This window comes from Microbulbifer sp. ABM4_008, from assembly GCF_056311705.1.
Map to the genome: position 1 here is coordinate 614,023 of NZ_CM149970.1, position 24,305 is coordinate 638,327.

Below are 24,305 nucleotides of genomic sequence, written 5' to 3' on the forward strand. Positions count from 1 at the left end.
CATTGTTAGATATGTTGATACAAAAATAATAGAGTGGAATATTATATTTTGAGGAGATGTTAAAATGAGGTGCCGGTTTACAACGTCGTATCTGTTTTATTGTTCCAATAAGTGGGCTTATATTGGTTTTTAGTTGTCTTGCGGGAAGGCTAAATTAGATAACAGTTAGAAAACTAATATGTATTGGACTCAACTGTTCTTGTGATAAATACTATAGTGAGTTGCTTGTCTTTAGGTTTTTTTTTGCAGTTGTGGATTAGAGTTTAATGGTGTTTATGAGTGTTTTGTCTCAATCGGGATTAAAAGCTTATATCCCTTCCATGGGTGCTTTCTGTGCCTTTGAGAATAGCTATTATGGGTTTACTTTTTTCAAGCTTAATGACAGTTGATTTTTCAAGGCTATAGTGGGAGTTCCTTATTGGTATCACAAGTTATTAAAATAAGAGTTTTAGGTCTACTCTGCTAGGGGATATACAAGGCCTCCTGGTCTACAGGGCCTACAAGCTGATTTCTTACAAATACCGTTGCGACAAGCAAAAAACATGAGGCAATTAGCAGCGTATTTGATATTCCTGCGTAGGAAGCTATTTTTCCCCAGAGCATACTTCCTACGGCCATAGCTCCCATATATGTTGCCATAAAAAATGACATTCCTCTTGCCCTAATCCAATTTGGTAGCATTTCCTGAGTAGCCAGAATAAGCGGAGATAAAAAGAGTAACCAGCAAAATCCCGCAGTGAACATTGCTACTGACACATGGATATAGCTGGTTAGAAATGACAGTAATAACATGGATGTAGCATAGCCAATAGATGCGATACACAGTAAATTATCTACTTTTAAGATTGTGCGGAGCTTATTGGTGAAAAACACAGCACATACCGCACCGAGCCCTAAAAATGACATTAATAAACTGTATGCTTTTGGGTCGTCTGTATATAATTGAGATGAAAAAGTGGGGAGTAACGCCCATAGAGCACTAGCAAAAATAAAAAACGACAACGCTCGAGCCAGTGCGTGTTGAAGTTTTGATTCTCGCTTTATGTATTTCAGACTATTTTTTATTGCTGATACGAAATTCTCACTATGTTGATTTGTTGCACCGTTTCTATTCGGTGTCCAATAGCTAAGAGCCATTATGACACATAAGAAAGAAATAGCGTTTAAAGCGAAAAGTACCTCCAGGTTAAAATAGATCAAAAGTACTCCGCCGAGTATTGGACCAATCACTCTTGCCAGATTAATTCCCATGCTATTTAGGGCTATGGATTGGGGTAAGTCTGCTTTGGTTACTATTAGTGGTGTTATAGAAGACCAGACTGGCACCATTAATGCAGTTCCGATACCAATTAAAAAGGTTAACGTCAGTAACGATAAAATAGATGTCGATCCGGTTGCTGTAAGAAGGCATAATATGGAGGTAAGCAGGAACATCCATATTTGTAATATTATTAAATATCTTTTCTTGTCGACAATATCTGCGAAGGCACCAGCTGGAATCGCAAGAAATAGTGTGGGTAAGGATGCTGCAGATTGAACCATAGCGATCCAAAATGGTGATGAGGTTAGTGAAATCATTAGCCAATTTGCACCAATCTCATGAATCCATGTTCCTGTATTTGAGATTAATGTTGCAGTCCAAATGATCAAAAACAGTTTATTTTTGAATGGGGCAAGGGAAGTCAAGGCTTAACTCTCTTTATAAAGGCCACTACTTAAAGTGGCCTTTCTGTGGAAGCTATTTATGGCCAGTAGCTGCCATAGAATTTTACAGGTGACCAACTAGGCAGAAGGGGGTCTAGTTTTGGTGATAAAGACTGATAATCCCCATCTCCATATACAACCTCTCCATCTACAACAGTTAGTACAGATCTGATTGACTTGATTTCTTTCAGGGGGACTTCCATGTAATCTTTCGACAAAATTGCAAAATCTGCTAATTGACCTTTAGACAACCTTCCTTTGATATGCTCTTCTCCTGAGAACCAGGCACTGCCAATTGTATAAAGTCTGAGCGCTTCTTCTCGCGTTAAAAGATTTGATGAGTCATAGAGCTTGCGGCCACTGGCGGTTTCACCAGTGACTAAATAATGTAGGCCTATCCAGGGATTAAAGGTTGAGCCCCGTGTTGCATCAGTACCCATACCAATAGGGATGCCTTTATCGACAAGCATTCTCAATGGAGGTGTAGCTTTTGCCTTTTCAGCTCCATACCGCTCAGAAAAATCATCACCAAGGAATACCATACGACTTTGAATGGCAACGCCGCCACCAAGTGACTTTATACGCTCGATATTATTCAGGCCTATTGTTTCGGCATGTTCAATCGACCATCGAAGTCCGCGTAGCGGTTTATAGCTATTTACGTCTTCAATAACGTCTAAAATCCTGGTAATTGATTCATCATAGGTTGCATGAATCCTAAATGGCCATCTACGCTCTACCAGTAACTCAATAATTGGTGTTAGATCTTTTTCCATATCGGCATCCAACACTGGTCTGTCGGATCTAAAATTTTCAAAGTCTCCAGCTTTCCATAGTAGATACTCACCTCCTCCATCAATTTCAAAGCCGTGCTCTTTAGTACTGTCAGTGTTTGTCCCCGCTTTATTTCCCCTTGTCCAATTGTGGTAGTCTTCCAGCTCTTTCCCTGGATTCTGTGCAAATAAATAGAAGGATGTTCTCAGTGGTAGTTTTCCTTCTGTGGCCAGTTTTTCTGCGACACTATATCCATCGGGATAACCGAACCCGCCACCTCCAGCGTCAATAACAGACGTTAAACCAAATTTTGCCAGTTCGTGAAATAAGTGAATTGTTGAATTTACTTTTACTTCTTCTGAAGTGTCTGGCAGAGCTGCGATCTTGCCGTAAAAAATTCCAGGATGTGGCTGTGCTAGCATTAACCCTGTGGGTGTTCCATGTGAGTCACGTACGAATTTTCCGCCCTTTGGATCTTCCGTATTGCTGTTGATTCCAAGTTTATCCATACCCACTTGGTTAAGCATTCCAACACTATAGAAATATTGGATATATACTGGGGTGTCGGGAGCTGCCTTATTAATTTCAGCAATAGTTGGCAACCGTTTTTCCTTGAATTGCCATGGAGACCAGCCACCTATAATTCTTACCCATTCACCTTTTGGTGTTCTACTTGCTTGCTCCGATAACATGTTTAATGCTGTCTTTAGATCGGGCACACCGTCCCAACGTAACTCCCTCGTATAAGCTAATCCGCTACGCAAGAAGTGTGAATGAGAGTCGATCAAGCCCGGTATAACTCGTCTATTCTTCGCATCAATAACTTCAGTCGTTTTACCTCTGTACTGATGTATTATTTCATCGGTGTCTACATCCAGAATCTTTCCGTCTCTAACCGCTATGGCCTGGGCAACTGGCTTGTTCTTATCTTGGGTCGTTACCTTTGCATTTATAATGATCATATCCGCATAAACGGCGCTGTCGAAATTTTCTATCACCCCCTCATTTGCGATGGTTGCGTTTTTACATGCAGCCAAAACCGTGGCGGCACCCATTAAGATTAGGCGTTTTCGCCATACATATTTTGAATATGACATACTAGATTTCTTAGATTTGAAAGCGCTTACCTACCTACTCAGGAGGTATAGTAAGCGCTTATGGAGGAATGAGATCAGAGGGTTATTTAACTTTAGAAGAGGAAAGCTCTTTATATGCTGCGGGGACATTCAATCCAGAGTGAACCCACTCGTGAAGGGCATACCCTTGGTATTTTGGCAGTTGAACTTTCTCAACCGTCTCCTCAAGGGATAGTCCTCTTGCAATTGCCTTTTCCACTTTATTTTTAAGTGCAGTCAAGTAATCAATATGCCATTTTATTGCTGAACGGTTTGTAATTGGGCCATGACCAGGGATAACTAATGTAGATTCATTTATTGCTCCATATACATATTTCATGGTTGCTAATGTTTCTAATAGATGGCCATCAAGCAGCCAAGGTAAGGCAGGTTTGGTAGAGACTACGGGATTACCTGTCCAAAGTATGTTCTCTCCTTTAACGGAGACGAATAGATCGCCGCCAGTTTGAGCAAAACCAAAATCATCTATGTCTACAGTTTTGCCTCCTAAATCAATAGAAATACTTCCGTTTTTGGGGACTAAGATATCGCCGGTTTTGGGTATTACATCCTCAATTCCCCTGCCTTCACCGAAGTTACTAATCATGAACGCAGTATCTTGCTCGAAGTAGTTATCTACATAATCCTTTGCACTTTCATGCTGGATAATAGATACACTGCTTGGAAAAACATAGTTTCCATATGAGTGATCACCGTGATAACTTGTATTAACTAAATACTTGATGGGTTTATCTGTTTCAGCCTTGACCAACGATATCATTTGTTCGGCAAGGCGCTCATTTATCATTGACTCTATCACCAGAACAGAGTTTTCGCCGATAACAAATCCGCCACTTGTTGCAATAGGATAGCCATTGCCAGCTTTTTCAGAGGCGTCTGAAGGTATTACAGCATATATGCCATCTGAAACCTTTTGAGATTCAAGGATGACTGTATTGCCATCCCACACGGGCTCTTGGGCAATCGCGTTCACAGTAAAAGCTACACCAGCCAGCAGTGTAGTAATGGATTTAAGCATTGTAGACATTTCCGGTAATTATTAAAACGCGAGAAATCCTACATCATGTTTGCTTAGTAGTTACGGCAAAGATAATATGGATCGAATCTATCGATATATGGTGTACTTCCGTGAAAACCACGCTCGAACAGTTAGAAGCTTTGGATGCTTTAAGGAAGGAAGGCTCAGTATCAAAAGCTGCTGATCAACTTGGCAAGAGTCAATCCACAATTAGTTATACGCTACAAGAACTTCAAGATATCTTAGGTTTAACTCTGGTTGAAAAAGATGGAAGGAAAACCAAATTAAATCATGCCGGTTTACTTTTGAGTGAGCAAGTTGAGGTGTTATTGAGGCAACATTATGACATTGAGAATCTAGCTGGCCAGCTAAAACAGGGGGCGGCAGCTACGTTGAGTATTGCAGTAGATACTTCATTTCCAAAGAGTATTCTCGATACTACTTTGAAATTGTTTCACAGCCAGCAAAAAAATGTCCGCTTGTCTATAAAGGAGCAAGCGATGTCTGGAACTAATGCGTTACTTCTTAATAATGCGGTGGATTTATGTATCGGTATGACTCCACCCCCCGGTTTCTTAAGCGATAAATTGCTAGATGTTGAATTTATCTTAGTGTGTAGCCCAGAACATAGCTTATCTAACCAAAAAAATGTTTCTTATTATGAACTGAAGAGAGAGACTCAAGTTCTAGTAGCAGACTCCGGGTCGATGGATGTTTCTTTCGGTTGGCTTTCACCAAATGTGAAATGCTCCGTTTCCAACTTGAACGAGGCCTATCGCCTTGTAAAGGGGGGGCTTGGTTATGGCAGGTTGCCGGTGCACATGGTTGCCGAGGATGTTCAGTCAAATAAGCTATGTAAAATTGATATGATTCATGGATTTTCCTATACAGTGTCTCTTTATTTAACTGTAGGTAATAAAGCACAGAATAATTCAGTCAAGCTATTTTCAAAAATTTTGTTCGAAATGGTAAAAAATTATCAAATTAAAAGTTGCTGATTTTAATTCGATCTTATAGTCAACCAGAAGTCCTTTAGCTATTCGCTTGTAAATGTAAAAGCATTATCAATCATTTACCATCCTTAAATTTAGAATGATTAATAAAGAAGCTATAGACATATGTGGATTGCTTCCGCAATGTCACTGAGGATAGCGATGATCAAAAACTTTATTATGCGGGGGAGCCTAATCAGTTATCCGGTAGAAAGTGGTAAATTATTGTGTAAATTTAGGCTGATACTCCAACCTGAATAGATAGCTGCTACTGATACGAGTAAACCTTCCTCTTGAGAATGTCTAGGGAGCCTCTGAATAACTCTGCAAGCTCCGAAGGGCTGGCCTTGAAGACTCGCAGAGGCATTACGGAGTTATTCAGAGGCTCCCTAGCAGTCGAGTGCCACCAAATACCAGCCTAGCGGTCGCCAGGTATCGCATGGGTTGCCCGGGCGTGCAATGGCCACCCGAGCAACCGCGCCGAATTACTCCGGCACCGCGATAATTAGAAACGATACGTGTGATTCGCTGTTTTCTTGAGTGTGCTTGCTGTTTCCCGAATCGCCGTCGCCGATGAGTGCGTGTGGATTGTGCAGTATGACCTGCGAGCCTGACGTGGAGTAGGTTTCCGAACCTCCGCCGACTTGCCGGATGTCGTGGTCACTGCTGTCGTAGTGGACGCGATAGCCAGACAGGAACACTGCCGCGTCGCTTATGGGCTGGCCCATCTCGACATACGCGTCATCACTCGTTTTTTGGAGGTTTGTCACGTACTTTGCGATCAGAGGGGGGCTCTTGCTCAGCTCAATGAGATTGCCATCAATCGATGCAATGGCATTGTTGCCCGAGTCATCGTGCATCTGTGCAGTCGATTGGATACCCACTTCGTAGTTGTTAGGAACCGCGGTGGTTGCATCGAGCTCAATGGTGCGAACGTGGTGTGACTTTGGGGGTTCGCTCGGGTCGTTGTCCTTGTGGTACTCGCACGCCCAGCCTCCAAGGGCAGCATAAGCCTCTGGCTCATCGAGGGGGATGTATGGGCTGGTTGATTCATCGGGGATACCGGTGATGGTTCTCGGTAAGATCACACCGTCTTTGGGGCCGTCGACCACTGCGATGCACGACAATGTCAATTGGGAGGCTGAGGGGCTTAAGCCTTTCTTCTGGCCGTACAAAGTGGCGTCAGGAGTGACGGTTAGGACGGCATTCTTGTTGTGAACCTGGGTGAGTGACAGGCCCAGCGTTTGCGTCTGGTGGTCCGTACCTCCTTCGTACTTGAAGAACCAGTAGGTGGCGGCAACGATAAAGCTCGTCACTTCTGAACCGTATTTGCTGAAGTCAAACCGGAACCTTCCGCCGTTTTCATCCAGCTGCTGATTGATCTGCATCATCTGAATATTCGGAGGCGCGACTGGGGTGGAATGAAGCTTGATTGGCATATAGGCCCAATCACCACCAATCTGGAGATAAGCGGGCGAATTCGTCTTCTTGACCTGGAAGCCGGGAATCGCGATGTCGACACTCCCTTTCTTCGAGCTCAGAATCGAGATGATCAATTGAAGGACCCAGCCAAGCGGTACGAACGCCCACCAGAAGGGTAGCTTCGCTTTTGTTTTCACCTGAATGTTGAGCACATCGTCATAGGCGTTGAAGCTTATCGTCGCAGAGAGCTTTAGGGTCTGGTAGACCCACAGGGTCATGGCCCCACGCTTCACTCTGATGTCGGCACTGATAACGAGATCGCCGTCGTTGTTGAACGCCGCTTGGAGGTTATTTTCTTTGATTTTGATATGCGCACCCTCAATCACATCCTCGACGTCGGTGTTGAGGTACATTTTTTCGGGGTAGGTATCGGTCACCGTCAGCTGCGAAGAGGTCAGTGGCGTTGCTTCAGCAATCGCCGCAGCCACCGAAGTCAAAATGATGTCGTTGGATACGATGAGTGCGGATGTACAGTTGCTAGGGATAGTCTGTGGTAGAAGCGCGTCTATTGGCTGGCGATTCCCACGGCATATCCCAAGTCCGAACAGGTTTGAGTCGGAGTTGCCATCAAAGGCTGTATACATCACCCCGATATCCAGGTTCCCGGCGGGCAGGGGGGTGTGTTGAGCAACCGTGTACTTGATGGGCCAATCAAAACTTGAGATGAGTTGGTCGACTGCTCCTTTCATCGCGTCGGTAATGTCGAGGCCCTTGATCGACTTTGAGAGTTGAATATCGCTGAGGTCAAGTTCCATCATGTCCCAGTTGGGCTTCTGGATGGTCACGGTGACTTGCCCATAGTGGTTGATGCTGGCGCTGGCTTGCATTTTGTCGAGGTCAAGAACGAGCCGGGCGTGACCGGGGCTTTGGCCCTGCGCATCTTCGATATTGCTTGTGATACCTGGGAACTTGATGAACCCTGTGATGGGCAGGTCGAGCGTCGCCTTTTGGTCTTCGGGAGCGATGAAGGCGGGACAATCAAATGCGAACTCGTAGCGAACCTTGGCGGGGCCCTTGCCGACACTTCCGCTGAAGGACCATTGGCCGGAGTCGCCTTCGAAGAGCTCGCTAATCCAATTGTTGACCGCTCCTTGGGTTGAGGCACTGATCAAATCCCAGCCTTGCGAAAGGTCTGGATCTGGTGAGGATTCAACTTCTTGCAGACCTTGCTGCTCTTCAATTTCTTCTTCAATTAAGTCGCTTGGCTCTTCTCGGTCAAACAGGCCGCGTAGCTCCTCGACCAGCTCGGGGCTCGGGTCGCATACCCGCTGAAAGGTCGCAATTGGGTCGAGCGCGAATTGGCGTGCATTGCCTTCAGATTCACCGAGCCACTCGAGCATACGAGCTTCATGTTGCAAGAGGTTGCCCAGGACGGGGTCGCGTCGCAGTGGGTCTGCTTGAGGTGTTGGCGTGAATTCGAAAGAGAGAGATGTCGAACTATCTAATTGTGTGGCTTGCTTGCCTAGCAGGCGCTGCAGGTCGTCAGGAGAGAGTGTGAGGGACGCGGTTTGCTTTTTGAGGCGGCGCTGCAGGCTGTCGGGAGAGAGTGTGAGAGTCTCTTCCATGATGATGCTCCGTAATCTTCATTAGTTTGATTTTTTTGAAAAGGCGAGTGGCCGGGTAACACCACGAGCCCTCTTTGATGCGGCAATCGAACATCAGGCCTACTAGAAAATTGCCACCCGCCCTAAGTTACTCTTTAAAAAGGCACCAGCCAACAAAGTCGAAGGCATTATCAGGGAAAATGTTGAAGTCTTTTTTTTGATAACATTTTTTGCGCCGTTATTGGGATGTTCTAAATGGAGCCTTTCGGTGAAAAGTTACGGGACTATTGCAGCAGCAAAGGTTTTATCCATTGCTCTTGAGGTTATTGCTACTGGATGAGTATTGTGTGACAGATCAAAAACGTTCCCTTGGATATGAAAAGCGGAGGAAGGAGAGGGCTAAATAACGTGCCAAAAGCTGTTATCAGATTTTGAAGAGCCGGATAAGACTGGGCTTTTTGGTGGGGATGAAAATGCGATGTGGCACGATATTCATGACGGGAAACCCGCACGACTCTGGTCTAAATGATAAAAGAAAAAAGCTAACCCCTATCTGGTAGAAGTTCGCCAATAAACTGAGCTAATGCATGCCGGCTCTGTGTTAGCTGGGTTATCTTTTAATCACGTATTTCTAGCTCGCTCTGTAGCGAGGCTTTGGATAGTGGGGTACTCATAAAATCGAGGGGTTGAATGCTCACTCTCTATGTACAGAAATAATTCTTTTATTGTTTTTGATTTAATTCCACTTTCATTCAATATTTTAATATTTTTTACTCGCCAATATCTTCATGCCAGATCTCAGGGTGCTGCTGGATAAATTCATTCATAAGATTAATACAGTCAGAATTATTTAGGATGGTTAGGCTTATGCCTTCAGATCTGAGTAATAGTTCATCTCCCTGAAAGGTTTTGTTTTCACCGATAACAATATTCCTAATGCCGTATAGACGTATGGCTCCGCTGCACATAGGGCAGGGCGAAAGGGTCGTATAAAGCGTGCACTTTTGATATTCGACCGCTCGTAACCTTCCAGTCTTTTCCAATGCGTCCATTTCAGCATGCTTGATAACACTATCCTGTTGGATACGCTGATTGTGGCCTCTGCCGATAATTTCTCCATCACGCACTACTACACAGCCGGTGGGAACACCTCCTGCGGCCAAGCCCTTGCACGCTTCCTCAATGGCTGCTTGCATAAACGCTTCGTGCTCAGACTTGCTCATGGCAGTCCTTTATTTAAGTTTTTAAGGGTGCTTGAAGTATAGAGTGTAGAGCTTTATTGATATATCACTGACAGCCAAGGTGATGGCAAAGTCTATTATTAATAGATTTGGGTTTTTCACTAGTGCGGCTCTTACCCTAGGTGGTAAATTTAATTCTGGAATTTATCGCTAAGTAGTACCTAAAACGTGAAAGAATTACCCGAAAAGATTTTGCGTGAGGACGAGGGGGGCTTGGAGTCGAGCACTGGCAAGTGATAGAAAAGGCTAACCTAGCGGCTGGCCTTTTTCGCTTTAGAGGAGATGTTAACGGTTGAAAATATTTTTTTATTTTTTGGTAAATATTAATTAAAAATTTCGTGCATTTGATAGCCCGTTAATGAGTCTACCCAATAGAGCAAACTACGGGAGTTGGGGACTATTTTTGTGCAGGTGCGAGTTGTATAGGGTGCTGATTGGCTGATGCTCCTGAGAGCTGGCCTGGCCCAGTAGTTGGGGTATCCAAGCCCCTTCTTTGATAAGGTTTCTACTCAGGTTAACGAAATAATAAGCCTTTGATTGTGGTGTACTAACTACCTGTGGTGAGAAGGCTAAGAAACTCTAAACAGCTAAAGATATCTTTGAGCAAAGTATAAGGGTGGCTTATAGAGTGACTATTGTTGGATTCTGTCGCAAAGTTTGCGACAGAATCCAAAGTGGAATGCTACAGCTGGCGTTTGCTCATAGGTGTCAAAAAGGGTTTTCAGCCCCCTATACCCAAAAGCAATTCATTCGCTTAGCGTAATTTCTGCACCTTCACCAGGTAATCCAGATACTGGCAGCGAATCACCGCTATCTTTTCGGCTAATATTCACGGCGGTAATGCTGCTAGAGAAGGTTTTGGATTCGGAACCACCGGAACCACCGGAACCACCGGAACCACCGGAACTGCCGCTGCTGTTGGAACTACTGGAACTGCCCCCGCCCCCGCCGCCACAAGCACTCAGGGCTAATAGCAGCAGAGCGGAGACCGCAGATTTGAGTATGAAGCTTTTCCCGTTCATTAGTTTGCGCTCCTTCATTGCACAAAATCATAAGTGACGATGAAATGGCTCACGCCAGACTCCAGCGCCAGCGGTCCCGGCAGGTCGACTTGGAAAGTCAGCTCGCTGTCATCTGCTTCAAACTTGCTGCTGGCAAGCATGGTGTCACTCTCATTCAGGACTCCGTCGCTGTTTTTATCCAGGTAGAGTTTTGCTTGGGCGATCTCCAGTCCGTCATCTCCGCTGCCGGATGCTTGTAAGGTCAGGCTGTTGAGTTCCGATTGCACGTCCGTCTCCAGGCTAAATGCCTGTACCACCACATCCTTCTCGCCGGGACTTGCCTCGAGATCGCTCGCAGTTCCCGAATTAAACTTCACACCGGAACTCGATCCCTGCTGGAAGCGGGGGTTAAAGGGTTGGGCATCTTCGCTGTCTACAGCGCCGTCATTATCGGTATCCACTACCGTTGCCGCATCTAAGCCCAGTACAAAGGCGCCGCGAATCGTGTTCTGAACACTGTTGCCGGCATTGTCTGTGGCGGCAATGCGCAGGTCGACGACGGAGGATTCCGACACTTCGGGCAGCAGGGTAAGGTAGCGACCGTCTTCTGGTGCGGTTTCCAGCGGTAACCAATCACCCCCGTTCAGCGCCATCTCGGTGGTCACAGAGTCGAGCGGCAATTGGCTTTCGAAGGACAAATACAGCTTGGCGTTATGGCGCGCATAGTGCGAAATTACGCCGTCGTCCAGCAGTTCCAGCATGGCGATGCGCGGCGCGGTGGCATTGTCTAGGTTGTTGAGTTGTATCCGGGCGCTGGAAGTGTATTCATCTTCACCGAGAGACGTGGTGTATTCGACATCCATCTGCACCGAGGTGCATTGGCTGTCGGCGAAGAAAAGGTACTCTGGAATAAAGTCGTCGCTACTCAATTCACTTTCACCGGGCAGGCAAAGGGCGCGGTATTTGGACTCTGGTCTATAGCCGTTTCCCCAGCTGTCCATTATCCAGCTTGAAAAAAGGTTGCCATTGTTGCTGGGGAGCAAGCGGTGATTGCCGCCGTTATTGCGCAGACCGCCGGAAAAATACATGGGCCCCTGGCCCATAAGCATGATTCCACTGGACCGCTCCAGTATTACTTCGGGGATAGTGAAGTCTTCATCGCTACGCCGCAGCTTGCGGTAGACCGTGCGGCCAATGGAAATATCGTAGCTGTGGGTCTCCGTAGTCCAATTTTCCCCTAAAGGTACATGCAAATTCAAAAATGTGGGCCAAGCGGCAATATCCTCCTCGCGTCCATGCAAGGTAAGCAGCGATGATTTATGGGTCAGCTCACTCGGTGTCGTCCACCAGTTAATAAATGCTTTGTACATAGGGAGCCCGTAACCTATGGCATAGCCCTCCTGATTCCAGAGTGGGTTGCCGATTAGCAACTGCACACTACCGGGATTACTGAGATCGAAGTGCAGATCTTCGGACATGCCCTGTTGTCCGTGCTTAACCGTATACAGCTTGCGGTCCTGGGGGGGGGCGCTCCCTTCTTCCGCCAGGCCCATATAGTTAACATGGAAGTTGTCGGATAGGTTGCGTAGGGTTGCCATCGGCACATCCCCACTGTAATTCAGGTGTAAAGCGAATTCGGGAATTTCGGGGTAGGTGAGTTCAAGTGCCTGATCCATAAACAGGAGTGTCTCACCGCTTTCTGTTTGCAGAGGGGGAATACCTGCCCCTTTAACTCTTGCAGGCACTACCAATTCACCATCCGAGGGGTGTCGATTCTCAAATGCGTGCCAGACGTCATACTGCTCTTCATCAGCAAAAACGTACGTACGGAATAGAATATTGATAGGCTCGTCACGCACCGCCATATATAGGACTGGTTCAGCACTTTCGAAATCGGAGAGCTGTCCCCAAGCAGACCAGCTCTCATTGAACAAATGTGCAGAATAGTACCAGAGGTCCCCTGGCGCTTCAGATTCACGCATGGCTAGCACCCCTGCGCGATGAAAGGCCACAGGCAGGCGCACTTGCTCATCGCCAGATAAATATTCAAGCGTTGAATCGTATGCGGCTTCCAGCGGTTCATGGTAGGGCACCTGACCGTGATCGACAATTAGGTCGACGAGCTCGACTCTGCTCGAACCCACTTCCAAATCGAACTGGTCGGTGGAAAGATCCAAGTCGGCGCCCTCGGGAAAAGTATCCCCGTCGGCAACTGTGAATTCTACAGGAGCGCTTAGGTTTTTAATTGTCACCTGCAGGGATCTCTGGCTGTGAGCGCCCTGTCCAAAGTGCCCTGCATAGAGAGTTGGCGGGCTGACTAGAAAACGAGCGCTTGCAGCCGCGAAGGCATCTAGCTGCCCGTTGCCCACCTCGGCCATTTTGCCGGCCACTTGCGAGGCGCGGTTGACCAGTAGCGTCTTGATCTCGGCGCTGGTTAGTTCAGGATGCAGCTGGCGCAGTAGTGCTGCGGCTCCTGCCACATGGGGCGCGGCAAAAGAAGTACCGGATTCGGTGCGGAGGCCACCGCCCAGGTTGGCACTGGTGATGTCTACACCCGGTGCGAGCATCTCCGGCTTGATGCTATTGCTGCTCAGGTCCAGGCTGGTACCGAACATGCCTCGAGAACTGAAGTCCGCCAAGTTGCCCGCCCCATCCACCGCGCCCACGGTAATTACTTCCTCTGCGGAACCGGGACTGCCAATGGAGTTGAGACGGGGGCCGTCGTTGCCGGCGGCGGCGACCACTACAACACCGGCGCGCATGGCATTGTTGGCAGCGACGGACACAGCCGAGTTGTTTCCACCGGCGCCACCCAGGCTCAGATTTATCACGTCCACTGCGTCGTCCGTTTGCGGATCTCCGTCTGGGTCCAGCGCAGCCTCAATGGCGGCGATGATGTCGCTCTCGCTACCAAAGCCATTGCTATTCAGCGCCTTGTAGGCGTAGAGCTTGGCTTCGGGTGCCACCGCCGCAGCCACGCCGGCCACCATGGTGCCATGGAAGTCGTCATCCATCGGATCACTATCACCGTTCACGAAATCGTAGCCACCAGCCACGCGGCAACCGCTGCCGAAACAGCCTCCCAGATCTTCGTGGGTGTAATCGATACCGGTATCGATAATAGCAATGCTGGTTCCATGTCCTTTGATGGCCCTGTCCTGCACGTCGCGCATAGCCCATACCTCGGGGGCGCGTACCTGCTGTGGACTGCCGGTCTGAAAAGCGCGTACCTGCCGGTCTCGCGTTACGGCGCGCACCTCAGGCATGGCGGCAATAGCGGGCAGCAGATCCACCCTGGCGGTTGCGCTGATAGCGTTGACTGCACGAGTGAAGCGGTGGCGGTGGCTTGAAATCAGTTTGTGTTGTTGAAGTTTGGCGACCATTTGTTGCTGGTGCAGACCTAGCTCCTGTTGCCGGGCGGCGAAAGCGCGCATATCCCGCTGTGTGCCGACAGCGTCCGATGCTTGCAAGCCAGCTTGCTCCGCAGCGGAAGGTCCGTGCAGTTCGATGATAATGCGCACCTCTTCATCTGAACGATATCTGATAACCTCCGGCCTGGTTTGCCTGTTGCTCTCTGCCCTAGGCAGGCCTTCGGGGGAAACGCTCAATTGCAGAGAGTGAGGCTCTGAAGCTTTTTCCCCCGGGTCGGCTGCCGCGGGCTGCAGTAATGCAACCAAAGTGGTCACTGTCAGATACTGCAGAATCGGTTTTACACGCATAGTTAACCTCCTTTTTAAGTAGTCGACCCTAAAGAAACAAACACTCATCTCTATTACGGGGGAGCATGGATTTTCAGCTTTCAAGGCGTATGCAAAAGAGCCATATTGTCAGCGAGCGTGAGTTTAAGGCTTAAAAAACTGTGAAAGTACCTTAATCATTCATTTTCTTAAATGTCAGGTGCATGAGGCCATGAAAAGATTGAACACATCACCGAGGGCGCCTTTAAGGAAGTTTCTTGGTCGCAGAAAGTCAGATTTTAAGAGCCCAATTAACGGATCAGTTGCTTCTCAATGCCAACATTTTTCCCCTCTTTTCTCACTGGTAGTGATTATTTTTTTCAGTAAAAGTCTGGCCAAAACTATTGTCGCACCTGGGCCATCGCCTTTTTCGATAGTCCTGATCACATATGGCCTATTCAACCTAGGACTCTCTGACGTTGCTAATCACTTAATTTAAGTTCTTGCTGCCTTGAATGTTTTCGTGGTGATTCACAGTAATTAGAGTAATGCTATTTTTCAAGGTAGAGAAAGTAGAAGCTTGCTGTCATATTTATATGCTTTAAGACCCTTGCCCTAGGTGATACAGTACACCTGTGATGTGTGTAAACTATAGATTTTTTTTATAATTTTTCTGCTTTTTCAAGACACGTTTAGATGGTGGAAACCACCCTGACAGGTATATAAAAGACTCCAGAAATTTTCTTCTCAATATCCGCAAAAGAATGCCTACTATAGTATGCTGGCATTTTATAATTTTTCTGGTTTCAGCGCTTCTTGATGTGAGGAGATAAATTTAGTTTAAGTTATTTTTCCTGTGCATAGGTTCGGCGCTGTTGAAAATCATTATTTTTAACTTTTTATAAAAGGTATTTAATAATATTGATCGCGAGTTTATCATCAGATGGGTAAGTCTTAAATAAAATTATCTAGTACTGTGGTATCGCTATTTGCGATTTCAATTTCAATAGGGTTGGTTTGGGTTTACACCGGTATCTTGAAAGTTTTTTCAATACTGAAACTACCAGTGCGGCTGCGAAAATGTACCAATTCTATGGAGTGGTAGGGGGCTTTACTCTGGAAAAACTATAAATCACAGAAGGCTTGGTAGTGGGGCGTTTCCATTGAAGCATATAATGCTCGTAACTCACACTTTCCACTTGTTTCAGAATAAGTAAACTGATGAGAAGGCGATTGGGGTGCTGACGTATCATTTTTTGTCAGAATAATAGTCTCAGAAAGTGAGATTAAGGCCTATCCGGGGCCGCTTTTGAGCGTAGTAGTGGGTCTGATGGGGCAAGTTGATCAAGAGGCTCAGCACCAAAAAGTTAGTTTTCCAGTACCGGTTAATTTCCGTGAGCATGATTATTCCTGAGTGCTTTGACCAGAAATAGCAAAAATTAGTCGAAATGGCTATATCCTATATTATCTAGTCTTGGTGTCATAATGCTTGGCGGCATTTTCGCGAGCGATTAGTTAGCTTTATTGTAATGGCAAGTCAGGAAAGGAACTTTTTGCATTCACGAGTCCCTTTTCTAATCATTTGGAGCGCCTATAAAAATTAGGGGCATTTTTAGTCAAGATTGCCGCGACGTTTTCCTCTGTATTGAAGAATATATTAAGGTCTGATGGAGAATTTCCTTTTGTGCTCGAACGCCTCTCAGTATTTTTTCTCTCCTATTCCCTACTAGAGGTTGCTTGATGGGGTGCTCCTTTCTATAACCGGTAAGAAACTGTTTGATGTTCTCGATAAGCTGATCATCACCGATGTTTAGGGCAAATTTGATCAAGAAGTCATGTTTAACGGCTCTGGGTAACTCATAAATGCTGGAGTTCCATACTGATTTTCTTATTTTTCTAGTCCCTCTGAATGAATAGGGCTGTCTGAGACAACAATTTGGTGGAGATGGCGGGAGTCGAAAAATAGCTATAACCAATTGATAAATAAAGATTAAATATTTTCTGCTTTTCAAAACCCGTCAATAAACCCGTCCACTAGAGCAAAGTAACCCCAGTTTGGCGCGTCAGTTACCTAGCTCTGTTGTGCCCCTGGTTGGCCCAATGTGGTATGCGCCGGAAGGCTTCCCTGAGCCCCGTACTGACGCGAACAAAACCTTCGCTGATGTCAACATTTGTCAACAGGTGAGCGCTGCTCCTCTTTGTGCTGGTGTCCTGTTCCGGTCTGACCCCGCATAAACCGTCCTGGCAGTGAGAGAGCCCTCAGATAAGGCGAGGCAACTGATTGTGGAAAAATCTTCCCCTTGATGGTGCCTAGTTTTTTTAGTCCATAAAAAGAGCCAAGATTCAGGTTTCCCAGCTGTAGTTTCAAGATGAGCTTATTTGTAATAATTGGCGACAGATAAGGGATTATGAGTCATAGGATTATGAGTACACTAATACCATTTGCGATAAATAGGGAAAGTGGCGAACTTTGTGGTGTTGAAGATGTGCCGCGTGGACGCAGTTGTAATTGTGTCTGTCCCTCTTGTGGGCAGAGCGTTATCGCTCGACGTGGTGAAAAGGTGGAGTGGCACTTTGCCCATGATAGCCGCGCTGAAGTGGTGGCTGAAAAGGAATGCAAGCTATCTTTCGAATTGGTTTGTGCGCAAATGCTAAGGCAGATGCTTCTTGGCGCGAAGAATGAACCTCTAGCGCTTCCAGCATATAAGGAGCTTTTGAGCCTGAATAAAGATGGAGTTACTTGTAGTGATTCAATCGAAGTAACTGAAGCCTCAACCAATTCAGTGAGTGAGTACAAAGAGTTTTCGATTCCGTATACGCTCATAGCAACGATACAAAATCATAAGCTGCTTCTCGATATCACACACAGAGAGCGTGTGGCAATAAGCCTTGATGATTATCCTGATAAAGTGTCAGGCCACTTGGAGCTTGACGTGTCAAGCTATCTATCTTCACTAAAAAGTAAAGAATTTAGCGGAATTACCTATAAGGCTGCTATGTGGAGATGGGTAACTGAAGAGGCTGTAGCTAAAGGATGGCTCAATCACAAAAGAAAAGAGAGGAAGCTTGATGAGCTAAGAGAGACCCTAAATGTAAGACTTGATAATGAGATAGCTTATTTGAAAAATATGTTCCGCGAACGAAGCCGAACATCAAAGCGCGTAAATAATTATATTGGGACACGCGCGCATCAGGGAGTTACCCCCCCTAAAGTTCCTAGTGATAAGTATACTCATGAAGCAATGAGAAGAAGGGTTCAAGAAGAAGAAAGAAAAGAAAAAGAATCTAGAAGACGGTTATTAGAAGGTGAATGGCCTAATACTCAAAGCTACTGTCCAGTTTGTAAGCATAAACTTGTTGTTCAGAAGTGCTCCTCTTGTTCTCCAAACGAATATACCAGGACTACGTGTCATGACTGTGATGGGGCACGCACTGTAAAAACATGCCTGAACTGTGGTGTCTCAGCAAAAAAATGAAGCTCAGGTATTCTCAGGCTAAGGCCCATATCTTGCGGCTGTTGCAGCCTTCACCGATTGGGTCTGCTAGATGGTCGTTAGGCTGACTAGTAGTGAGTAAGGTTGGTGCTGAACAGTAGGCCGTTAAGCTTTTCAGACTCAACAGTGTTCTTAAACGTCTCGGTGCAATAGATACAGATATATGACTCTTTGGTCCTAAATACCGGAACGTCTTTTAACTTTTCCTCATCAAAAGCAATGCTTGCGAGCAAGCCGTCATCTTTCGTGACAGAGCCTGGCACTACAGCGTCGAGGTCTTCAGCGATTGTAAGTGGGTTAAACAGATAGAACTTGGCTCCCTGATAGGTGCAAGACAGAAACTCCCCGAATGGGCCCAGAATACCCTCAAGGGCCTTGTACGCTGACTCGTGCAGCACAAGGTAGTTAAGCCATGTAGATATTGTGGGAATCACGGGAGGGGAGTCACAGGCTTTAATGCTCAACTCCAGTGGCACCCAGTCGCTTGCGTAGGTTTGGGGAGTTGTGAAGATAGTGAAATCATCATCACCGCGCTTATCTTCAACCTCATCAGGGTCCAAGTAGACGGTCATGTAGTTATTGTCATCTTCAAATACTTGATAGAATTCCGCCGTTAGCATGCTTGGCAAACCTATAACGAGAGGCTCATTTTCTACGTGGATTGGGTTCTCTCGGAAAATTTGCTTTGCCTTTTTCCTGATTTCTCCGGGGTCGAAGGCTGCCTTTGCTTTTTGTTGCTCATGACCGAGGCTGCTTATCTTAATCACTTATCCCGCGGTCTTTGTTTGGTGGCGGAATCAACTGACTTGGGGCGTATTGCCAGCTTTTCAGGAGTGACCAAGTCCTTCAGTCTCTCTTTAGCCTCTTGCATTGATTTTACTTCTTGCTTTTCTGACATGTCTTGTCCTCTTCGGCTTCCTGTTCATCCAAAATTTTAGGGTCTTTAATAAGGTCTGGATTTCCAATGATGGTGACATCATCAAGGGTGTCACCCTCAAGGATATGCTTATTTTCCTTGATGGAAGACTTCATCCTCTTCATTCTTTCATTGAAATCATTGGACTTCTTCATATCTTTTTCACGCAGTAGTCAGGGAAATGGCGGGCACCTGTTGATGGTATATAGCTATAGCCCTTCTGTACGTAAAAGTCTCTTACGGCCGCATTTATGGGCTGCATTATACGAATCTCATCAGCACCTAGTAGGTTGGCGTACGCAATCAAGGCTAACTCGGTAATAGCGAAGCTTCTGCCCTTGAGCATACTATATCCGGCAACCCGCTCAATTAGTTCTAGGCGTAGCCTTGTTCCTTTGAATGATGGACGTCCAAGAGAAAGGGATTCGAGACGGTTTTGATACCAAATAGCTAACTCAAAGCGCTTAGGGTACATCTTCCTGTAAATTCTTGTATCGGTCTCCCAGTCGAAGTTGGTTCTACGCTCTGGAATGGTGTCCCACAGCTTCGCTTGATTGATTGCCCTGGAATCTAATCCTGAAAGATGTATTTGGCTTGCATCTCCATAGGGGATGGCTTCTTTAACATGCTCCCGGACTATTTGACGATATGATTCGTATCGTGATTCTGCATCACTATGAGTCGCTAGCATTTGTCCTCCTTGCTGCTAACTGATAAACCCCATGCATGGGATATAGGAAGTTCATTCTTGTCCTGGCGCGGGATTGTAGGGCCTGTAGAAGATAAGTTCGGTAGAAAATGACGCCAATAAGTTGACTGGAGCGGGCGTACGAAATTGCTATAGCGCTGAGTGGTGAAACAATAGCTACTGGGAATTTGGTATTTTCACCACTTCTAGGCTCTAGGTAGTTGAAACCAAGATGTGAAGCCTAACTCAGACCATGGGGGTGGTAGGGCGCCGGCATTTTTGCTCGATACTTGCGTTGGACGGCCAACATCTGTCGAAACCTCATAGGTTTCTGCTCGCGCAGGGTGCTGCAGTAGATTGGCTTTGCTCTTGTACCACTGCAATCTTCCTCGATGTATATCTCTCGGTATACCCCACCCCAGAAAAAGTATGAGGTGGCCATCAAGCCTGTTTTTTCCCTCCTCTCTACTAGGACCTTATACAGGGGAATCCTTTCGATAGGATTGTCATGTACAACTTGGGCAAAGCCACGGCCGCAGTTGAAATCCTCCTCTGACAGGCCTTGCGCCTTTTCATATTTCAGCGGCTTATAGAATATCAACCCGTAAACAATAAAAGGCGTTGATGCAGCTATGGCCAAGAAGGTGTAGACCTTTTTCATGGCTTTATTGGCTCCTTTCAGATTCTAGCTGCACCCATACCAATAGCATTCCAAGTAGGACCTCACTTCTGAGGATGTCTAGTTGTTGCCGGTAGCTAGGCTAGAGCCATCCCTCAAAACTCTTTGGCTTCATCTTGTGATTTACCATAAATATCAATGGCATGTCAGACATGACCCCCTACCTTGAAAGCGGTCGATAAGTGCAATCAACCGCCACAGATGACTTCCGAAAAACCTTCATTCTAGTCAGGATTACAGATAGCCATGGTATTTCGGCCAGGAACAGAAACCTATCTAGGCAGTTCATCCTGTCAGCGCTATTCAATAACCGCCTTTAGCTACTCCCCCGCGCGTACTGGTCGCAAAACTCCGTTGGGGGGCATTGATTGGTGCCCCTAGATAAGCAGGCCCTGGGAGGGCAGGGAGACACCTCTGCGATTATTTATTTTTTCAGTCCTAAAAAGGACTGAGATTTCGGGTCTGGCCGGTGGAGGGCTCAGGTATTTTTAGGGTGCACTCCGCACGATAGTCCAATGTATGGAGGTAAACTCTCCATTAACTTGCAGAAAACCTTCATTCTCGCCAAAGCATGGGTATTTCAGCTTACGCCTACGGGATACGTAGCGTGCCCGCTCCGGTCTTAATGCATACGTGAAGTCTTTTGAATATTTTGGTCGCAAAACTGTAATTCGTCCCCATAAATATATTTCAGTCTTGAGCGCACCCGATGGATGAGCAGGGGTATAGGGTGGGGTGGGTTAAATATCTTTTTCAATTTGTGGAGTAGGAAGTTGGGAATTGCAAAAGAGATGCTGTTCGAAAAACAGTCATCCGAAGTAAATGAAAAGCTTGCTAATTATTTGGGTATTTCACCTGAGGAGCTAGAATTACTCGAGTATGACATAGAGGAAGACAGGAATGATGATGGATTTCTCTACTGTCATTGGATGGTGCTTGATGATGGATGTGATGAAGAAGTTCTGAAAAAGCTGCATGATTCATTTGATTGCGGTACTGATGGACGTATAGAGATTCCTGTAGGTACATTTGAGGATGATGAAGGATGGGACTTACTTGATACGCAAGAACTTGAGTGGGAGCTTTCTGAGTCAGAATCAACTCAGCTCGAAACCTTCAATGCTCACTTGAAGTCTACGAGAGACCTCTTGCAAGTTGACTTACAAGGGGAAACAAGATTCAACCTGCTCGTAATGCTTCATGCTCATGTTATTGCCGCGCTGGAACGTTATGTTTCTTCGGTTTTTATACATGAGGTCACAAGTTCAAAAGAGCTGCTTAGAAAGTTAGTCGAAACTACACCACAATTCAAAAAGGATAAGTTCACCTTCAGTGAAATATATTTAGAGCATGAAAGGCTTAATGTAACGGTTGCCAATCACCTTAACTCGCTGATATTTCATAAATTTGATGTTGTTCGAAAAATGTACCTTAAAGTGCTTGGTTTTGACTTCGGAAAGATAGATTGGCTTTTTAAGGCTGTTGAAACTCGCCATGATTGCGCCCATAGGGCAGGGTATGACAAGAGCGGAAAACAAGTGTTGGTTTCAAGTGAATCTATCAATGAATTAATGGGTATGTGCCAGGAGCTGACCGAAAGAGTAGATGTACACATACGTGACTTAAAAGGTGGTAAGGAAGGTCATTAGAGTTGGGCTACTTGCAACTCTAGAAGGGTAATATTGCTTGCGAGAGCCACGCTTTATGCTTCGTACGCTTACTGCTCGCAAACTCCGAAGTGCATGAAGCAAATGCATACTCACTTCTGAAAGGGCCTCTGCGGCCCTCTGAGCTGCTTTGCTGGCCCTGAAGGTCTAGATGTGTTGGTCCGCCTCAGTAACGCTCAGGAAGCGCCTCAATATTTCTCAGTAAAAATTACGTACGAATACCATTATTGACACGTTCGTACATATCATGTCCCGGGCTTGCTAATTGAGCTGCAAAAATCTTCCCTTTGATTGTTTTAATGAGTCAGGCAAATCGACACGGTTCCACATCCGGATTAACCTCTGGGTTTCTGGCACACATGCCACATATCTGTTTTCTTGTGGCAAGTGATGTAAACAAGCCTCAAGACTAGGGGCGTTTATGTCATAAATAAAGGTATAGCTGATTAGTAAGGGAGTTCTCAGAATGGAAGTAGATACCAATCAGATAGATACGTCTCCAAAATGGCAGTCACTCATTAGAGATTTCAAGCGGTTAATTGTAGTGTCACTCATCATTGCCGTTTGCGCTGGGGTGATGTACGCATTCACGTTTAACGGAGGACTATCCACTGATAATAGTGTCTGGGGCGCCTTTGGAGACTTCATGGGTGGGGTCCTGAACCCTATTTTTGGTTTTACGGGGCTTTTGGCTCTTTTGCTTACAATCTCAATGCAGAGTGAGGAATTAAGCAACTCTACTAAGGAGCTTAGAAACTCAGCAGATGCTCTAAAGGAACAAAGTGAATCTTTAAAAAGACAGAATTTCGAGCATACTTTTTTCCAGCTAATAAAGTTTCATAATGATGTTATAGAAAGCTTGAGTTATGGGAGGGAAAACTCGACATCCTTTGTTAAAGGGCGTGCTTACCTTACGAAAGTGTATCGTGGATTGAACACTATATTTAAAAAGAGCTTGAATGATTCCACTACTCCAGCTGATGCAATTGAAAAAGCTGTTATGGACACTCTTAAGAGCTACAAAGTTGAGCACTACTTTGCCGGTATAACTAATATCCTAAAGTTTATTGATGAGAGTGATACCAAAGAGAAAGAAATATATATTCGAACAGTTAAGTCTCAGATATCTCACGATGAATTTGCACTACTTTTCTATTGGGGGCTGTATTTGAGTAAAGGGTTGGAGTTTAGGGCCTTGGCTGAACGGCACTCTTTGTTTTCTGAATTTGACCCCATGTCGGCGGGTGATGAATTAAAGCCTTGTGTTTCACTTTACGATATGGAGGCATATGGGGGGCAGTTGAAAACGAACCAGCAGTTATCTGAGGCTTATCAGTCCATTCCTAAAGAGGCCGAAATGCCCTTTTAGAGGCTAAATAGAAATTTTCCAGTGGCCTCCTAGGCTAATTCTTCGCAGGGCTACTATTCCCGGCTGAATGCTCATGTGACATTACTCTACTGAGAGGGCCTCTGTGGCCCCATGAGCCGTTTTATTGGCCTTGGGAGCCGCCTCAGCGGAACTAAGATGTCACCTCAGTATTTCTCAGTAATTTTATGTAGCCAGGAAGGCATCTCAATCACTCTGCACCCCTGCTGAGGCTGCTCACTCTCGATACCACCCTAATATTTCTTAATAATTTGAGCGTAAGCAGCCCCCACGCTTACTGCTTGCCATCCAGGCGCTCCAAGTCTTCCCGTTCACAATCGATTAGGTTTGCCCACTCATCGGCAAGGTGGGCGCCGATAACGGCCAGCTCTTGGCTAGTGGTGTTCTTTTCGGAAACCTGGCTGATGCTGTGAAAGAGGGTGCGCAGCTTGCTCAGTGATTTCAGGCTGAGATTTGCGAGGTCGAGTGAGCGAACAATAAGGTTATCGGCTTGAGGGATAGATACAGCAGGGGCTTGGTTTGCCATGGTCTGGGCTCCTGATATTGGGTGAGCCGCTGCCCTTGAGGTTCCAATCTCAATTGGGCGGCGGGCTGACTGGGTTGGAACTACCGCTATCAGGAACGGCGGGCACAAGGCCCCCCAGAAAGCCCACCATAACAGGGTGAGACCATAGAGGTCTGGGCACAAAAAAACCGCATACAGGGTAGGCGGCTTCGGGGCGCCTGATAGTTTCGGGGTTCCAATCCCGGTTACGGATTTTGCCGCAACGCATCCAGTATGCTTGCCCAGTGTAAAGCCTTTCAATGCTGTGCGTCGAATGGCCTGCCAATATTTTACTGTGATGTTTGGCTGTCCAATTTTGGGTGGAGTGCTTTGATTATTTAAATTACCCGGTGCTTTCATA

General features: G+C 46.1%; 16 protein-coding genes. 4 read left to right on the forward strand and 12 right to left on the reverse strand.

Going from position 1 to position 24,305, the window contains the following annotated elements; all coding sequences use genetic code 11:
* Nucleotides 1–462 precede the first annotated feature (462 nt).
* From ACYX4J_RS02665 to ACYX4J_RS02675, 3 genes are all read right to left on the reverse strand, one after another.
* Nucleotides 463–1,686 carry an MFS transporter gene (locus ACYX4J_RS02665; RefSeq protein WP_476177835.1) on the reverse strand — a complete coding sequence of 408 codons (1,224 nt, stop codon included), beginning with the start codon at nucleotides 1,684–1,686 and terminating at the stop codon, nucleotides 463–465.
* 56 nt (nucleotides 1,687–1,742) lie between these two features.
* Nucleotides 1,743–3,575: an amidohydrolase gene (locus ACYX4J_RS02670; RefSeq protein WP_476177836.1), complete on the reverse strand. Its 1,833-nt coding sequence runs from the start codon at nucleotides 3,573–3,575 to the stop codon at nucleotides 1,743–1,745.
* Between the two features lie 82 nt (nucleotides 3,576–3,657).
* On the reverse strand, nucleotides 3,658–4,632 hold the full coding sequence (locus ACYX4J_RS02675; RefSeq protein ID WP_444934137.1) for an MBL fold metallo-hydrolase: 975 nt from the start codon (nucleotides 4,630–4,632) through the stop codon (nucleotides 3,658–3,660).
* Nucleotides 4,633–4,742: 110 nt separating this feature from the next.
* Here ACYX4J_RS02675 and ACYX4J_RS02680 point away from each other — a divergent pair, with 110 nt between their 5' ends.
* The gene (locus ACYX4J_RS02680) at nucleotides 4,743–5,630 is read left to right on the forward strand and encodes a LysR family transcriptional regulator (RefSeq protein WP_476177837.1); all 888 of its coding nucleotides are present in this window, start codon (nucleotides 4,743–4,745) and stop codon (nucleotides 5,628–5,630) included.
* Nucleotides 5,631–6,109: 479 nt separating this feature from the next.
* Here the strand turns inward: ACYX4J_RS02680 and ACYX4J_RS02685 are convergent, their stop codons facing one another.
* The 4 genes from ACYX4J_RS02685 to ACYX4J_RS02700 form a co-directional block, all read right to left on the reverse strand.
* Nucleotides 6,110–8,671 (reverse strand): hypothetical protein, encoded by a 2,562-nt coding sequence (locus ACYX4J_RS02685; protein ID WP_476177838.1) that lies wholly within the window; start codon nucleotides 8,669–8,671, stop codon nucleotides 6,110–6,112.
* Nucleotides 8,672–9,420: 749 nt separating this feature from the next.
* The gene (locus ACYX4J_RS02690; protein ID WP_476177839.1) at nucleotides 9,421–9,873 is read right to left on the reverse strand and encodes a nucleoside deaminase; all 453 of its coding nucleotides are present in this window, start codon (nucleotides 9,871–9,873) and stop codon (nucleotides 9,421–9,423) included.
* A gap of 764 nt (nucleotides 9,874–10,637) precedes the next feature.
* Complete coding sequence (locus tag ACYX4J_RS02695; protein ID WP_476177840.1) at nucleotides 10,638–10,913, reverse strand: hypothetical protein; 276 nt, start codon at nucleotides 10,911–10,913, stop codon at nucleotides 10,638–10,640.
* Nucleotides 10,914–10,927: 14 nt separating this feature from the next.
* Nucleotides 10,928–14,611, reverse strand: coding sequence for a S8 family peptidase (locus ACYX4J_RS02700; RefSeq protein ID WP_476177841.1), 3,684 nt, complete (start codon nucleotides 14,609–14,611; stop codon nucleotides 10,928–10,930).
* Nucleotides 14,612–16,992: 2,381 nt separating this feature from the next.
* On the opposite strand from ACYX4J_RS02700, the gene ACYX4J_RS02705 reads away from it, so the two are divergent.
* Nucleotides 16,993–18,045, forward strand: coding sequence for a competence protein CoiA family protein (locus tag ACYX4J_RS02705; RefSeq protein ID WP_476177842.1), 1,053 nt, complete (start codon nucleotides 16,993–16,995; stop codon nucleotides 18,043–18,045).
* An 86-nt stretch (nucleotides 18,046–18,131) separates the two neighbouring features.
* On the opposite strand, the gene ACYX4J_RS02710 is transcribed toward ACYX4J_RS02705, so the two are convergent.
* The 4 genes from ACYX4J_RS02710 to ACYX4J_RS02725 all read right to left on the reverse strand — a co-directional run bounded on the left by ACYX4J_RS02710 (nucleotide 18,132) and on the right by ACYX4J_RS02725 (nucleotide 20,328).
* Nucleotides 18,132–18,830 carry a hypothetical protein gene (locus tag ACYX4J_RS02710; protein ID WP_476177843.1) on the reverse strand — a complete coding sequence of 233 codons (699 nt, stop codon included), beginning with the start codon at nucleotides 18,828–18,830 and terminating at the stop codon, nucleotides 18,132–18,134.
* A gap of 109 nt (nucleotides 18,831–18,939) precedes the next feature.
* Nucleotides 18,940–19,134 (reverse strand): hypothetical protein, encoded by a 195-nt coding sequence (locus tag ACYX4J_RS02715; RefSeq protein WP_476177844.1) that lies wholly within the window; start codon nucleotides 19,132–19,134, stop codon nucleotides 18,940–18,942.
* The gene (locus ACYX4J_RS02720) at nucleotides 19,131–19,670 is read right to left on the reverse strand and encodes a hypothetical protein (protein ID WP_476177845.1); all 540 of its coding nucleotides are present in this window, start codon (nucleotides 19,668–19,670) and stop codon (nucleotides 19,131–19,133) included. Before ACYX4J_RS02720 ends, ACYX4J_RS02715 begins: the two co-directional genes overlap by 4 nt.
* Before the next feature lie 238 nt (nucleotides 19,671–19,908).
* Complete coding sequence (locus ACYX4J_RS02725; protein ID WP_476177846.1) at nucleotides 19,909–20,328, reverse strand: hypothetical protein; 420 nt, start codon at nucleotides 20,326–20,328, stop codon at nucleotides 19,909–19,911.
* A 791-nt stretch (nucleotides 20,329–21,119) separates the two neighbouring features.
* On the opposite strand from ACYX4J_RS02725, the gene ACYX4J_RS02730 reads away from it, so the two are divergent.
* Together ACYX4J_RS02730 and ACYX4J_RS02735 are read left to right on the forward strand one after the other, a co-directional pair.
* Nucleotides 21,120–21,995, forward strand: a complete 876-nt coding sequence (locus tag ACYX4J_RS02730; RefSeq protein WP_476177847.1) for a hypothetical protein — start codon at nucleotides 21,120–21,122, stop codon at nucleotides 21,993–21,995.
* A gap of 484 nt (nucleotides 21,996–22,479) precedes the next feature.
* Nucleotides 22,480–23,382 (forward strand): putative phage abortive infection protein, encoded by a 903-nt coding sequence (locus ACYX4J_RS02735; RefSeq protein WP_476177848.1) that lies wholly within the window; start codon nucleotides 22,480–22,482, stop codon nucleotides 23,380–23,382.
* A 292-nt stretch (nucleotides 23,383–23,674) separates the two neighbouring features.
* Here the strand turns inward: ACYX4J_RS02735 and ACYX4J_RS02740 are convergent, their stop codons facing one another.
* Nucleotides 23,675–24,304, reverse strand: coding sequence for a hypothetical protein (locus ACYX4J_RS02740; protein WP_476177849.1), 630 nt, complete (start codon nucleotides 24,302–24,304; stop codon nucleotides 23,675–23,677).
* Nucleotide 24,305 lies beyond the last annotated feature (1 nt).

Coding starts and splice junctions, on each gene's coding strand:
- ACYX4J_RS02705 (WP_476177842.1), top strand. CDS start 16,993: ATGAGTACACTAATACCATTTGCGATAAATAGGGAAAGTGGCGAACTT.
- ACYX4J_RS02675 (WP_444934137.1), bottom strand. CDS start 4,632: ATGCTTAAATCCATTACTACACTGCTGGCTGGTGTAGCTTTTACTGTG.
- ACYX4J_RS02740 (WP_476177849.1), bottom strand. CDS start 24,304: ATGAAAGCACCGGGTAATTTAAATAATCAAAGCACTCCACCCAAAATT.
- ACYX4J_RS02685 (WP_476177838.1), bottom strand. CDS start 8,671: ATGGAAGAGACTCTCACACTCTCTCCCGACAGCCTGCAGCGCCGCCTC.
- ACYX4J_RS02720 (WP_476177845.1), bottom strand. CDS start 19,670: ATGCTAGCGACTCATAGTGATGCAGAATCACGATACGAATCATATCGT.
- ACYX4J_RS02725 (WP_476177846.1), bottom strand. CDS start 20,328: ATGAAAAAGGTCTACACCTTCTTGGCCATAGCTGCATCAACGCCTTTT.
- ACYX4J_RS02735 (WP_476177848.1), top strand. CDS start 22,480: ATGGAAGTAGATACCAATCAGATAGATACGTCTCCAAAATGGCAGTCA.
- ACYX4J_RS02715 (WP_476177844.1), bottom strand. CDS start 19,134: ATGAAGAAGTCCAATGATTTCAATGAAAGAATGAAGAGGATGAAGTCT.
- ACYX4J_RS02695 (WP_476177840.1), bottom strand. CDS start 10,913: ATGAACGGGAAAAGCTTCATACTCAAATCTGCGGTCTCCGCTCTGCTG.
- ACYX4J_RS02670 (WP_476177836.1), bottom strand. CDS start 3,575: ATGTCATATTCAAAATATGTATGGCGAAAACGCCTAATCTTAATGGGT.
- ACYX4J_RS02700 (WP_476177841.1), bottom strand. CDS start 14,611: ATGCGTGTAAAACCGATTCTGCAGTATCTGACAGTGACCACTTTGGTT.
- ACYX4J_RS02690 (WP_476177839.1), bottom strand. CDS start 9,873: ATGAGCAAGTCTGAGCACGAAGCGTTTATGCAAGCAGCCATTGAGGAA.